This window comes from Solimonas sp. SE-A11 (genome assembly GCF_030345715.1).
In the GTDB taxonomy this organism is placed as follows: domain Bacteria; phylum Pseudomonadota; class Gammaproteobacteria; order Nevskiales; family Nevskiaceae; genus Solimonas_A.
The window spans coordinates 1-12,830 of the sequence record NZ_JAUASX010000009.1 but is presented as its reverse complement, the minus strand read 5'-3'; the positions used below and the strand labels follow the sequence as shown (position 1 = coordinate 12,830).

The 12,830-nt window shown below is 65.8% G+C and carries 14 protein-coding genes and 1 tRNA gene; 4 read left to right on the top strand and 11 right to left on the bottom strand.

Features of this window, described 5'->3' with window-relative positions; translation table 11 throughout:
• Positions 1–7: 7 nt before the first annotated feature.
• A complete protein-coding gene (locus tag QT386_RS11555) occupies positions 8–460 on the top strand; it encodes a type IV pilin protein (RefSeq protein WP_289273919.1) in 453 nt (150 codons plus the stop codon).
• Between the two features lie 70 nt (positions 461–530).
• On the opposite strand, the gene ispH is transcribed toward QT386_RS11555, so the two are convergent.
• The 5 genes from ispH to murJ all read right to left on the bottom strand — a co-directional run bounded on the left by ispH (position 531) and on the right by murJ (position 7,429).
• Positions 531–1,487, bottom strand: a complete 957-nt coding sequence (gene ispH / locus QT386_RS11550) for a 4-hydroxy-3-methylbut-2-enyl diphosphate reductase (RefSeq protein ID WP_289273918.1) — start codon at positions 1,485–1,487, stop codon at positions 531–533.
• 22 nt (positions 1,488–1,509) lie between these two features.
• Complete coding sequence (gene lspA, locus QT386_RS11545; RefSeq protein ID WP_289273917.1) at positions 1,510–2,007, bottom strand: signal peptidase II; 498 nt, start codon at positions 2,005–2,007, stop codon at positions 1,510–1,512.
• A 14-nt stretch (positions 2,008–2,021) separates the two neighbouring features.
• Complete coding sequence (ileS, locus tag QT386_RS11540) at positions 2,022–4,889, bottom strand: isoleucine--tRNA ligase (RefSeq protein ID WP_289273916.1); 2,868 nt, start codon at positions 4,887–4,889, stop codon at positions 2,022–2,024.
• A gap of 61 nt (positions 4,890–4,950) precedes the next feature.
• On the bottom strand, positions 4,951–5,874 hold the full coding sequence (locus QT386_RS11535; RefSeq protein WP_289273915.1) for a bifunctional riboflavin kinase/FAD synthetase: 924 nt from the start codon (positions 5,872–5,874) through the stop codon (positions 4,951–4,953).
• Between the two features lie 10 nt (positions 5,875–5,884).
• Positions 5,885–7,429: a murein biosynthesis integral membrane protein MurJ gene (murJ, locus tag QT386_RS11530; RefSeq protein ID WP_289273914.1), complete on the bottom strand. Its 1,545-nt coding sequence runs from the start codon at positions 7,427–7,429 to the stop codon at positions 5,885–5,887.
• A 121-nt stretch (positions 7,430–7,550) separates the two neighbouring features.
• Here murJ and rpsT point away from each other — a divergent pair, with 121 nt between their 5' ends.
• Positions 7,551–7,814: a 30S ribosomal protein S20 gene (gene rpsT / locus QT386_RS11525; RefSeq protein ID WP_104232054.1), complete on the top strand. Its 264-nt coding sequence runs from the start codon at positions 7,551–7,553 to the stop codon at positions 7,812–7,814.
• Between the two features lie 113 nt (positions 7,815–7,927).
• Here the strand turns inward: rpsT and proB are convergent, their stop codons facing one another.
• The 4 genes from proB to rplU form a co-directional block, all read right to left on the bottom strand.
• Positions 7,928–9,052, bottom strand: coding sequence for a glutamate 5-kinase (gene proB / locus QT386_RS11520; protein WP_289273913.1), 1,125 nt, complete (start codon positions 9,050–9,052; stop codon positions 7,928–7,930).
• 9 nt (positions 9,053–9,061) lie between these two features.
• Complete coding sequence (gene cgtA, locus QT386_RS11515) at positions 9,062–10,126, bottom strand: Obg family GTPase CgtA (protein ID WP_289273912.1); 1,065 nt, start codon at positions 10,124–10,126, stop codon at positions 9,062–9,064.
• 83 nt (positions 10,127–10,209) lie between these two features.
• Complete coding sequence (gene rpmA, locus QT386_RS11510) at positions 10,210–10,467, bottom strand: 50S ribosomal protein L27 (protein ID WP_289273911.1); 258 nt, start codon at positions 10,465–10,467, stop codon at positions 10,210–10,212.
• Positions 10,468–10,484: 17 nt separating this feature from the next.
• Entirely contained in the window at positions 10,485–10,799 is a 315-nt protein-coding gene (gene rplU / locus QT386_RS11505; protein ID WP_289273910.1) for a 50S ribosomal protein L21, read from the bottom strand.
• A gap of 231 nt (positions 10,800–11,030) precedes the next feature.
• Here rplU and QT386_RS11500 point away from each other — a divergent pair, with 231 nt between their 5' ends.
• Together QT386_RS11500 and QT386_RS11495 are read left to right on the top strand one after the other, a co-directional pair.
• On the top strand, positions 11,031–11,999 hold the full coding sequence (locus QT386_RS11500) for a polyprenyl synthetase family protein (protein WP_289273909.1): 969 nt from the start codon (positions 11,031–11,033) through the stop codon (positions 11,997–11,999).
• Between the two features lie 12 nt (positions 12,000–12,011).
• A tRNA-Pro gene (locus QT386_RS11495) sits at positions 12,012–12,088 on the top strand.
• 203 nt (positions 12,089–12,291) lie between these two features.
• Here QT386_RS11495 and QT386_RS11490 read toward each other — a convergent pair.
• Together QT386_RS11490 and QT386_RS11485 are read right to left on the bottom strand one after the other, a co-directional pair.
• Positions 12,292–12,543: a helix-turn-helix transcriptional regulator gene (locus tag QT386_RS11490; RefSeq protein WP_289273908.1), complete on the bottom strand. Its 252-nt coding sequence runs from the start codon at positions 12,541–12,543 to the stop codon at positions 12,292–12,294.
• A 92-nt stretch (positions 12,544–12,635) separates the two neighbouring features.
• Positions 12,636–12,830: hypothetical protein (locus QT386_RS11485; protein WP_289273907.1), on the bottom strand; the 195-nt coding region annotated here is incomplete at its 5' end.

Sequence of the window (12,830 nt, the reverse complement as noted above, 5' to 3'; positions counted from 1 at the left end):
AATGCCCATGACTTATCGCAGCACCCAGGTAGCACGACCCATGCCGGCAGGCTCCCAGCACGGTTTTACCCTGCTGGAGCTGATGATCACGGTGGGCATCGTCTCCATCCTGGCGACGATTGCCATCCCGAGCTACACCGCTTATATCGACCGTGCCCGGAGAGCCGAGGCTCGTACTGCCCTATTGGACGCCGCGCAGTTCATGCAGCGGTTCTATGTTGCCAACAATACCTACGTTGGCGCGGGTACCGCGATGCCGGCGGCGCTCAAACGCACCCCGGCGAACGGAACTCAGGCCTATGCGATCCAAGTCGCCGCGGGCGCGACGGCGGCTTCCTATACGCTCCAGGCCGTGCCGCAGGGCCCCATGGCGGGCGATGAGTGCGGCACCCTGAGCATTACCAGCACGGGGGTGCGCGGTCGCACCGGATCGCAGACGCTCGAACGCTGCTGGAAGTAGGGCACTGAACTGGTCGCTGTAAAAAAGGCGCTGCAAGGCGCCTTTTTCTTGGTGTGGATTCCCGTAGGGCTTAACTTGCCGGTCCCGCAGGGAGGCGCCGCAGCGGCTGCGGCAACGAAAAGACAATGTGCTCTTGGCGCCCCGGCAGTTCCTGCGCGGTCTCGCCGCCCAGCTCGCGCAGGCGTGCGACGACCTGCTTGACCAGGATTTCCGGCGCGGAGGCACCCGCGGTGACGCCGACCGCCTTGCGGTCAGTCAACCAGGTGGGGTCGATGTCCTGGGGTCCGTCGATCAGGTAGGACGGCACGCCGCGCAGTTGCGACAGCTCACGCAGGCGATTGGAGTTGGAGCTGTTCTTGGAGCCCACCACCAGCACCACGTCGCACTTCGACGCCAACTCCTTGATCGAGTCCTGGCGATTCTGCGTGGCGTAGCAGATGTCGTCCTTGCGCGGACCATGGATCTGCGGGAAGCGCTGGCGCAAGGCATCAATGACCCGTGAAGTGTCGTCCACCGACAGCGTGGTCTGGGTGACGTAGGCCATGTGTGCCGGATCGCGGATGGTCATCTTGGCGACGTCGTCCGGCGTCTCCACCAGGTAGATGTGACCGCCCTGGGTGGCGTCGAACTGGCCCATGGTGCCTTCCACCTCAGGGTGCCCGGCATGGCCGATCAACACCACTTCCCTGCCCTCGCGCGAGTAGCGCTTGACCTCGATGTGGACCTTGGTGACCAGCGGACAGGTGGCATCGAACACGGTCAGGCCGCGCTTCGCGGCATCCCTTCGCACCTGCTGCGAGACACCGTGCGCGGAGAAGATGCAGGTGGCGCCTTCGGGAATCTCGTCCACCTCCTCGACGAACACGGCACCCTTGGCACGCAGATCGTCCACCACGAAGCGGTTGTGCACCACCTCATGCCGCACGTAGATCGGCGCGCCCAGCACCTCGAGGGCGCGCTCGACGATCTCGATCGCGCGATCCACCCCGGCACAGAAGCCGCGCGGGTTGGCCAGAAGAATCTGCATCAGGACCTCGTCACTTCCATCGTCACTTCTGCGACGTTGCCGCCATTTTGCCGCGTCGCAGGTCCAGAAGCATGTCCAGGATCAGAAAGGCCGCGCCGAAGCTGATGGCGATATCGGCCACATTGAACGCCGGAAAGTGCCAGGTTCCCACGTAGAAATCTATGAAATCAACGACATGGCCTCGAGTGGCACGGTCGATCACGTTGCCCAGGGCGCCGCCCAGGATCAGTGCCAGGGCGACCGCCACCAGGCGCTGGCTGGAGGGGTTGGCGCGCATCCAGACCAGGATGCCAACGCTGACCACGGTGCCCAGCAGCACGAAGGCCATCGGCGGCAGCTCGCTCATCATCGAGAAGGCAGCGCCGGTGTTGTGGACGCGGCAGAGGTTGAGGAACGGCGTCAGCACCATCCGCTCGAACTCCGCGAAGTTCTTCACCACCAGCTGCTTGGTGATCTGGTCCAGCACGATGATCGCGGCCGAGAGCCAGAGCCAGTAGACGTTCTTGTACTGGAAAGACATGGGAATTCGATTTCCTAGATGTAGCGGCGCGTCTCGCCCGCTCCGTCGACGTTGACGATGCAGCGCTCGCAGAGCGTCGGGTGCTCGGCATGCTGGCCGACTTCCGGACGCTGGTGCCAGCAACGCTCGCACTTGGCATGGGCACTGGCCTTGGCGGCGATCCACAGCGTCTCGCCACCCGGCAGGGTAGCTTCCACGGCATCCTGCGGGCGCGCGGCCATGCCCTGCAGCGTCACGGCGGAGGTGATGAACCAGAAGCGCAGTTCCTCGCCCACCGTCGCCAGGGCCGTGGCCAGTTCGCCGTCGGCATGCAGCGCCACCTCGGCATTGAGGCCGGAGCCGATCTGGCCACCGACACGCAGGTCTTCCAACACCTTCTTGACCGCTTCGCGCACCGCGGCCAGGCGCAGCCAGTCCACCTCGGTGGCGCCGGATTGCGGCAGCGCATGCCAGGTCTGCGCAAACACCGAGCCGCTGCGGTCACCCGGCAGGGCAGCCCAGATCTCGTCGGCGGTGAAGGACAGGATGGGCGCGATCCAGCGCACCATGGCCTCGGCGATGTGGAACATCGCGGTCTGCGCCGAGCGACGCGCCAGGCTCTTGGGCTGCGAGGTGTAGAGGCGGTCCTTCAGCACGTCCAGGTACAGGCCGCCCAGGTCCACCACGCAGTAGTTGTGGAGCTTGTGGTAGACCTGATGGAACTCGCGCCGGCCGTAGGCCGCGCGGATCTCCTGCTGCAGGGCCTCGGCCTGCTGCAGCGCCCAGCGATCCATCGCCAGCAACTGTTCCGCCGGCACCATGTCGGTGGCGGGGTCGAAGCCGTTGAGGTTGCCCAGCAGGTAGCGCGCGGTGTTGCGGATGCGGCGGTAGGCATCGGCCATGCGCTGCAGCAGCTTGTCGGAGATCGCGATCTCGCCGGAGTAATCGGAGCTGGAGGCCCAAAGGCGCAGGATGTCGGCGCCCAGGGTCTTGGTCACCTGCTGCGGCGCCACGACGTTGCCGAGCGACTTGGACATCTTGCGCCCCTGCTCGTCCACGGTGAAACCATGGGTGAGCACATGCGTGTACGGCGGGTGGCCGTCCATGGCGACGCGCGCCAGCAGCGACGAGTGGAACCAGCCGCGATGCTGGTCCGAGCCTTCCAGGTAGAACACCGTGGACTGGGCGCCGTTCTTGCCGGTGGCCGGGTCACGGTTCGCCGCGCTGTCCAGCGCGGCGTAGTCGGGCCTGGTGAAGCCATTGCTCTTGAAGAAGCACTGATGCACCACGCCGGAGTCGAACCACACGTCCAGGGTGTCCGTGCACTTCTCGTAGCGAGCCTCGTCCACGCCCCAGGCGGCGGGCGTGCTGCCCCACCAGGCCTCGAGTCCGTCGGCATCGACACGGTCGGCGATCTGCAGCAGCAGCGCGGCGCTGTCCGGGTGCAGGCTCTGCGTCTGGCGCTCAACGAAGACGGCCAGCGGAACGCCCCAGGTGCGCTGGCGCGAGATGCACCAGTCCGGGCGGTCCTTGATCATCTCGTGGATGCGCGCCTCACCCCAGCCGGGGATCCAGTTGGTGCGACGGATGGCTTCCAGCGCCTTCGGGCGCAGGCCGGCGGCTTCCATCGAGATGAACCACTGCGGCGTCGCGCGGAAGATCAGCGGCGTCTTGTGGCGCCAGCAGTGCGGGTAGCTGTGCGTGATCTGCGTGACGTGCGCCAGCGCGCCGCTCTCGCGCAGCGCGGCGATGATCGGCTCCTCGGCCTTGCGCACGTGCTGCCCGCCGACCAGCGGCGTGGCGTCCGTGAACTTGCCGGAGGACTGCACGGGGTTGTCCACGGGCAGGTTGTAGAGCTTGCCGACGACATAGTCCTCCACGCCGTGCGCGGGCGCGGTATGGACCAGGCCGGTACCGGCATCGAGCGTGACGTGTTCGCCGAGGATCACCGGCACCTGACGCCCGGCAAAGGGATGCTGCGCACGCGCGCCTTCCAGCGCCGCGCCCGTGGCTCGGCCCAGCACCGCGGCCTCGGCGCCGTAACGCTTGGCGATGCCCTCCAGCAGCTGCGCCGCGACGATCAGGCGGCCCTGCTCGGGGAAGTCCACCAGGACGTACTCGATGTCCTTGCCCGCCGCGACGGCCTGGTTGGCCGGCAGGGTCCAGGGCGTGGTGGTCCAGATCACGAAGGCGGCGCCCACCGCATCGGCCACACCGAATCGCCGGGCGATATCGGCGACATCGGCGGCGGCGAACTTCACATCGATGGCGAAGGACTTCTTGTCCTCGTACTCCACCTCGGCCTCGGCCAGGGAGGAGCCGCAATCCAGGCACCAGTGCACCGGCTTGAAGCCGCGCACGACGTGCCCGTTGTCGATGATGCGCGACAGCGCACGCAACTGCTCGGCCTCGAAGCTCGGCGCCATCGTCAGATACGGATGATCCCAGTCAGCCAGCACACCCAGGCGCTTGAAGTCCTCGCGCTGGCGCGCGACCTGCTCGGTGGCGTACTCGCGGCACTTCTGGCGGAACTCGCGGGCGTCGAGCTTCTCGCCGACCTTGCCGAACTTCTTCTCCACCTGCAGCTCGATCGGCAGGCCGTGGCAATCCCAGCCCGGCACGAAGGGCACGTGGAAGCCCTCCAGGCGCGCCGACTTGCAGACGATGTCCTTGAGGACCTTGTTGACGGCATGGCCGATATGGATATCGCCATTGGCGTACGGCGGACCATCCACCAGCCAGAACGGCGGCCGGCCGGAGGTATCCTGCTGGATGCGGGCATAGAGACCGCCACCCTCCCAGCTCCCGAGCCAGTCCGGCTCGCGCTTGGCAAGGTTGGCCTGCATCGGGAACGGCGTTTCCGGCAGGTTGATGGTCGGCTTGTAGTCTTTCTTGTCGCTCATGGTCTACGACTGGCACGGAGCCCGGCTGACCCGGGCCCTAAAGCTTTGGCGGAAATACGAATTATGAAGCAAAGAAGGCCATGGCGTCGGCCTTGTCGCGCTGCATCTGGGCCGCCAGGTCGTCGAGGGAGTCGAAACGCTCCTCGGGGCGCAGGAACTTGCGGAACTGGACGGTCATGGCGTGGCCGTAAAGCTCGCCCGGCTCACCGAAGACATGGGTCTCCAGCAGGCAGCGCGTGAAGCCCAGGGTGGGCCGCACGCCCAGGGCCGCGACGCCCTCGTAATCGTGGCCATTGGCCCGGGCGCGCACGGCGTAGATGCCCAGGCGCAGCGCCGGCGGGCGATGCAGGAAGATATTGGTGGTGGGCATGCCCAGCTTGCGCGCCAGCTGCAGGCCGCGGCGGACGTGGCCGGTCATCTCGTAGGGGCGCCCCAGCATGGCCTCGGCGCGCGCCAGGTCGGCCTCGGCCAGGGCCTGGCGCAGGGCCGTGGAGCTGCAGCGCTCCTGCCCCACCGCTACGGTACCCAGGCCCTCGGCCACGAAACCCAGCTCGCGCCCCATGGCCTGCAACAGGGCCAGGTCGCCGCCGCGCTTGTGGCCGAAGCGGAAGTCGTCGCCGATCACCACGGCACGGGCGCCGGCGGCGCGCACCACGGCCTCGCGCACGAAATCCTCGGCCGGCATGGCCGCCAGGCTGCGGCCGAAGCGCTGCACCACCATGCGGTCCACGCCCAACTCACGCAGCACCTTGACCTTGCCGCGGAAGGTGCTGATGCGCGGCGGCGGGTTGTCGGGCGCGAAGTACTCGCGCGGGGTGGGCTCGAAAGTCATCAGCGCCACCGGCAGCCCCTGCTCGCCGGCCAGGGCCCGGGCACGGCCGATCAGCGCCTGGTGGCCCCGGTGCACGCCGTCGAAATTGCCGATCGTCAGCACGCATCCATGGTGCCGGGACTGCAGGTTTCGGTAGCCTCGGATCAGTTCCATGGGTTCAGCTTCAGCTGCGGCGGAAATGGGCCATGCGCATGCCGCAGAGCCATAGCGTAGCGAAATACACGGCCATGGCTCCCGCCACCAGGCCCAGCACCCAGACGCCGCGCTGGCGCAGGCCGGCGTCGATCCAGACCTGCAGTGCCGGGCTGCCCAGCAGCAGCAGCGCCGCCATGGCGCCGTTGGCCGCGAACAGCCGCAGGCCGAAGCTGCGCCAGCCCGCGCGGGGCCGGTAGATGCCGTCCTTGCGCAGGCGGCGGAACAGCAGGGTCGCATTGATCCAGGCCGACAGCGAGGTGGCCAGGGCCAGGCCGGCGTGCGGGGCCTCGAAGTCCAGCAGCAGCGACAGGCCGACGAAGCTGCCGCTCATGGCCATGCCGGAGACGATGGCAATCAGGCCGAAGCGCACCGGCAGCCTGGTCTCCTGGCGGGCGTAGAAGCCCGGGATCAGCACCTTGACCAGCGAGAAGCCCATGAAGCCGAAGGCATAGGCCATCAGGGCCCAGGCGGTCATGCGCACATCATGGGCGTTGAAGGCGTTGTACTGGAACAGCGTGGTGGTCAGCGGCCCCGCCAGCAGGAACAGCCCCAGCGCGGCCGGCACACCGATCAGCAGGATCGTGCGCAGTCCCCAGTCCAGCGTGGCCGAGAAGTCCTCGGACGAGCGCTTGGCGTGCTGCGCCGCCAGGCTCGGCAGGATCACCGTGGCCACGGCGATGCTGAAGATGCCCAGGGGGAACTCCATCAGGCGGTCGGCGTAGTACAGCCAGCTGACGCTGCCGGTGACCAGCAGCGAGGCCAGGATGGTGTCCAGCAGCAGGCTGATCTGCTGCACCGAGGCGCCGAACAGGATCGGCAGCATCAGCGTCACCACGCGGCGCACGCGCAGGTCCTTCCAGCCCCAGCGCGGCAGCGGCAGCAGGCCCAGCTTGCGCAGCGCCGGCCACTGGAAGACGAACTGCAGGATGCCCGCCGCGAACACGGCATAGGCCAGGATCTGCACCGAGTCGTTGTCGATGAAGGCGGCGCCGATCAGGCAGAGGTTGAGGATCACCGGCGTGATCGCCGGGACGGCGAACTGGCCGTAGCTGTTCAGCACGCCCGACGCCATCGCCGTCAGCGAAATGAACATCAGGTAGGGGAAGGTCCAGCGCAGCAGGTCCGCGCCCAGCGCCTGCTTGGCCGGATCGCTGCCGAAGCCGGGAGCGAACACCCACAGCAGCAGCGGCGCCGCCAGGCAACCCACCAGCGTGATCATCGCCAGCACGCCGCCCAGGGTGCCCATGGTGGCGGCCACCAGATCACGCACCTCTTCCTGCGGACGGGTGGTCTTGATCTCGGTGAACACCGGCACGAAGGCCTGCGAAAAGGCCCCCTCGGCGAACATGCGACGGCCGAAGTTGGGTATCTTGAGCGCCACCAGGAAGGCGTCCATCCCCGCCGAGGCGCCAAAGGACGCGGCGAACATCACGTCGCGCACAAAGCCCAGCACGCGCGACAGCAGGGTCATCAGGCTGACGATGCCGGAAGACTTCAGGAGGGATTTGGACATGGGCGCGCAGTGTACAGAAGGCTTTGTTTTCTGGCGCTAAAAGTTGACAAAAAATGCGTCAACCCGGAGAATTCGCCCCCTTCAAAAGTCCGTTTGAATCGAATTCTTCAGGAGTTTCACCTTGGCCAATATCGCCAGCGCCAAAAAGCGCGCCCGCCAGTCCGTCAAGCGTCGCGAGCACAACGTGGCGCAGCGCTCGATGATCCGTACCAGCATCAAGAAGGTCGTCAAGGCCGTCGATGCCAAGGACAAGGCTGCGGCGGAAGCCGCCTACAAGGAAATGGTGCCGGTCCTGGACCGTTACGCCGACAAGGGCCAGATCCACAAGAACAAGGCCGCCCGCCACAAGTCGCGCCTCGCCGCGCACATCAAGGCTCTCGGCTAAGTTCCTAAGCTTCAAATGAAAAAGCCGGGCATTGCCCGGCTTTTTCATTTGTCACGCCCGCTTCTCCCGGCGCGGATGGCGGCATGCCGGCCGCATGCTCCCGGGAGGACCGCTCAGCCCCTCAGCACCAGATTGTCGCGGTGGAGGATTTCCACCTCACCCACGTATCCCAGGCGGGCCGCCAGCTCCTCGCTGCGGGCGCCGGCGATCTTCTGGGCGTCGGCCGCCGAATAATTGGACAGGCCGCGGGCAATCTCGTTGCCCTCCAGATCCAGGCATTGGACCAGGTCACCACGCTCGAACTCGCCCTCCACCCGCTTCACGCCCACCGGCAGCAGGCTGCGGCCCTGCTCGCGCAGCACGCGCACGGCGCCCTCGTCCAGCACCAGGCGGCCGCGCAGCTGCAGCTGGCCGGCGATCCAGCGCTTGCGGGCCGCCATGACGCCCTGGGCGGGCTTTAACAGCGAGCCGATCTCCTCACCCTGGGCAATGCGCAGCAGCGCATCGGACTTGCGGCCGAAGGCGATCACCGTGGCCGCGCCGGAACGGGCGGCGGTGTGGGCGGCGGAAAGCTTGGTGCGCATGCCGCCGCGGCCCAGCTCGCCCTTGCTGTCGCCGGCCATGCCGGCCAGACGGGTGTCCGAAAGTTCCGCCTCCGAGATCAGCTTCGCCTCCGGATTGTGGCGCGGATCGGAATCGAACAGGCCCTCCTGATCGGTGAGGATCACCAGCAGGTTGGCGTCAATCAGGTTGGCGGTCAGCGCCCCCAGGGTGTCGTTGTCGCCCAGGCGGATCTCGTCGGTGGAGACGGTGTCGTTCTCGTTGACCACCGGCACCACGCCGAACTCCAGCAGCGTGTTGAAGGTGCTGCGCGCATTCAGGTAGCGGCCGCGGTCGGCCACGTCTTCGTGCGTCAGCAGCACCTGCGCGGCACGCAGGCCGTGCTTGGCGAACTCATCCTCGTAGGCACGCACCAGGCCCATCTGGCCGACGGCGGCGGTGGCCTGCAGCTCGTGCAGCGTCCCCGGGCGCTTCTTGAAGCCCAGGCGAGCCATGCCCTCGGCGACAGCGCCGGAGGACACCAGCACCACCTGCTTGCCCTGGCGGCGCAGTGCCGCGATCTGGGCACACCAGTCGGCGATGGCCTCGTGGTCCAGCCCCTGCCCCTTGGCAGTGACCAGGGAACTGCCGACCTTGATGACCCAGCGCTTGCTGACGGCGAGCTTGTGGCGATCCATGTTGCGGCCTTATGCCTGGGGCGGCGTGCTGTCGGTGGGGACTTCGGATTCGATGATCTTGGGGGCCGCATGCTGCTCGACCCACTGCATGGCGGCTTCACTGAGTTCGCCCAGGCCGCGCTGCGTGGCGGCGGAGATGGCGAACCAGCGGCCCTTCCAGCGCAGGCGCCGCAGTGCCTTCTTGATCAGCGCCTGCCACTCGTCGTCGGGCATGACGTCGGTCTTGTTGAACAGCAGCCACTGCTCACGCCCGGCCAGTTCATCGCCGAACTCCTTGAGCTCGGCGTTGATCGTGCGGATGTTGTCGACGATATCGCTTTCATCGGGCGGCAGGATGTCCACCAGGTGCAGCAGCAGGCGCGTGCGCTGCAGGTGCTTGAGGAAGCGGATGCCCAGGCCAGCGCCGGAGGAGGCACCCTCGATCAGGCCAGGGATGTCCATCATCACAAAGGAGCGGTTCATGCCCACCGACACCACGCCCGGCTGCGGGTAGAGCGTGGTGAAGGGATAGTCCGCGATCTTGGGGCGGGCGGCTGAAACCGAGGACAGTAGGGTCGATTTGCCGGCATTGGGCATGCCCAGCAGGCCCACGTCCGCCATCAGCGACAGCTCCAGGCGCAGCTCGCGCTGCTCGCCGGGATAGCCCTTGGTGGACTTGTACGGCGTGCGGTTGACCGACGACTTGAAGCGGACGTTGCCCAGGCCGTGGAAGCCGCCCTGGGCCACCTTGATGCGCTGGTCGACCTTCGTCAGCTCGCCGATCAGTTCGGCAGTCTCGACATCGTAGATGCGCGTGCCCAGCGGCATGCGGACTTCGAGATCGTCGGCACCCGCGCCCGTGCAGTTGGAGCCGGTGCCATCCTGGCCACGCGCTGCGCGGAAGCGGCGGCTGAAGCGGAAGTCCGCCAGGGTATTGAGATTGACGTCGCCCACGGCGAAAACACTGCCGCCGTCGCCGCCGTCGCCGCCGTCCGGCCCTCCGAAGGGGATCGCCTTCTCGCGGCGGAAGCTGATGCAGCCCGCGCCGCCGTCGCCGGCCTCGACACGGATATTGGCTTCATCGACGAATTTCATGGCGGGACCAGGTCGGGGCGTTGAGGCTCAACGAACAAAAAAGCCCCGTTTCCGGGGCCTTTTCGGTGAGACGTTCAGACAGTTCAGGCCGCGACGATATCGACGTGGATACGGCCCTTCGGACCGCGGGTGTTGAACTGGATCGTGCCCTCGGTCAGCGCGAAGATCGTGTGATCCTTGCCGACGCCGGCGCCGATGCCCGCGCGGAAACGCGTGCCACGCTGGCGGACGATGATGTTGCCGGCGATGACCGCTTCGCCGCCGAACTTCTTGACGCCCAGTCGCTTGGACTCGGAATCGCGGCCGTTACGAGTAGAGCCGCCTGCCTTCTTATGTGCCATTTCTGTACTCCTTGAACTTAGGCGCCAACGATTTCAGTGATCTTCACTTCCGTGAAGTTCTGACGGTGGCCCTGCTCCTTGTGATAGTGCTTGCGGCGGCGGTGCTTGATGATGCGGATCTTGTCGCCACGGCCGTGCGCGAGCACTTCCGCCTTGACCGCACCACCGGCAACCAGCGGAGCACCCACGGTGAGCTTGTCGCCGTTGGAGACCATCAGCACTTCCTCGAAGGAAACGGTGCTGCCGACTTCCACGTCGAGGCTCTCGATGGACAGCTTTTCGCCCGGGGCGACCTTGTACTGCTTACCCCCGGTCTTGATAACGGCGTACATCGTGGAATACTCCAGAATAGGTCTTGAGCCGGATAACGGCCCTGAAAGAGCGCGGGATTTTAGTGATCCCCCCGCCCTTCGTCAACATTTATCCCATAAATTGTAACCGCCAGGCGTCCCCGGGGCAGGGGCTTGGAGGCCAAAGCCGCCTCCGCGGGGGCTATCTCCATATATTGATTGACGAATGCGGCCGGGCACCCTAGCCTTTCGCGGCCTTTTTCCTGCTTCCCCATGACCCTGAAAGACATCCTGGCCCCCATTGCCGGCGACATGCAGCGCGTCGATGACGTCATCCGCGCCCGCCTGAGCTCCGAAGTGGTGCTCATCAACGAGATCGCGGGCTATATCGTCAATGCCGGCGGCAAGCGCCTGCGCCCGGCCCTGGTCCTGCTGGCCGGCCGCGCCCTGGGTAGCCGCACGGCCGAGCCCGAGTTGCTGGCCGCGACCATCGAATTCATCCATACCGCCACCCTGCTGCATGACGACGTGGTGGATGAATCCGGCCTGCGCCGCGGCCTGAAGACCGCCAATGCGGTCTGGGGCAATGCCGGCGCCGTGCTGTCGGGTGACTTCTTATATAGCCGTGCCTTCCAGATGATGGTGGACACCGGCCGCATGGGCATCATGAAGGTCATGGCCGATACCACCAACGCCATCGCCGAGGGCGAGGTGCTGCAGCTGATGAACGCCGGTGACCCCGAGGTCACCGAGGAACGCTACCTGCGCGTCATCGAACTCAAGACCGCCCGCCTGTTCGAAGCCGCCTGCCGCCTGGGCGGCATCGCTGCCGACCAACCGCAGGCCGTGCAGGACGCCATCGGTCTTTATGGTCACAAGCTGGGCATGGCCTTCCAGATGGTGGACGACCTGCTCGACTACATCGCCGACCCCAGCGTCAGCGGCAAGAACCTGGGCACCGACCTCGCCGAAGGCAAGCCGACCCTGCCGCTGATCCACGCCATGCGCCAGGGCACGCCGGCCCAGGCTACCCTGATTCGCGAGGCGATCGAGCGCGGCCAGGTAGAAAAGCTGCAGGAAGTGCTCGAAACCGTTGAATCCACCGGAGCGGTTCCTTATACTCGCGCGCTCGCCGAACGGTACTCCCGTGAAGCGGTCAGCGCACTGAGCGAGGTTCCCGACTCGCCCTACAAGAAAGCGCTGGTTGAACTGGCCGGATACAACACGTCCCGCGTCAGCTAAGCAGCAGAACAACGGGGCGTAGCTCAGTTTGGTAGAGCGCTTGCTTCGGGAGCAAGAGGTCGCAGGTTCGAATCCTGTCGCCCCGACCAATTTATCCTTGGTCTTCAGTAGTTTACGCTGAGGCTGGAAAACCAGCCGACGCGCATGACCTACCTCTGTGACGTCACAGTGACGTCACAGAAATTGGTGACGTCACAGCCGATTGCGGCTCCTCAACGACGACACCGCGTGGACTCTCGAGCCACTTCGCACATCATCATCCAGCCGATCGCTGACCTTGCCATATCGCGAGTTATCGCTTCTTGCCCGTCCGTCGTAACTCCGCATCGGGCACGTACTCGACGAGCTGCGCAAGCTCGCATTTGAAGTACGCGCATAAGCGATCCAGGTTGGCTGTCTGGGTGTTGTAGCCGCGCTGATTGATCAACGCCGACACCACCCCTCGCGCAATACCAGTCTCCTGCGCCACCTCGGTGACCGTGATTCGCCGGTTCTCACGAAAAGCCTTCTCTGCAATCTGCTCGCGAAGCTTGAACCGAATCATTCTGCGACCTCCTCGGATGGCGTTGCATTATCTCATTTGTCCAATAGGTTGAACATACAGGCACTAAAGTGAACGTACGTGCCTCCTGATGTTCAATGGAGATTATTGAGATGCCGAGTTACCTCACCACCAAGGATTTGGCCGCGCGCCTGCACTACACCCCGTCGCGTGTTGGCGCGCAGCGAAAGTTGACCCAGGGTGCGCAGCGAAAAGTGACCCACCTGTAAGGGTTGAGAGTCTAGTTCAAATCTGTGGGTAAGTTGGTCTTTCGTGCTTTGGATCTGTTC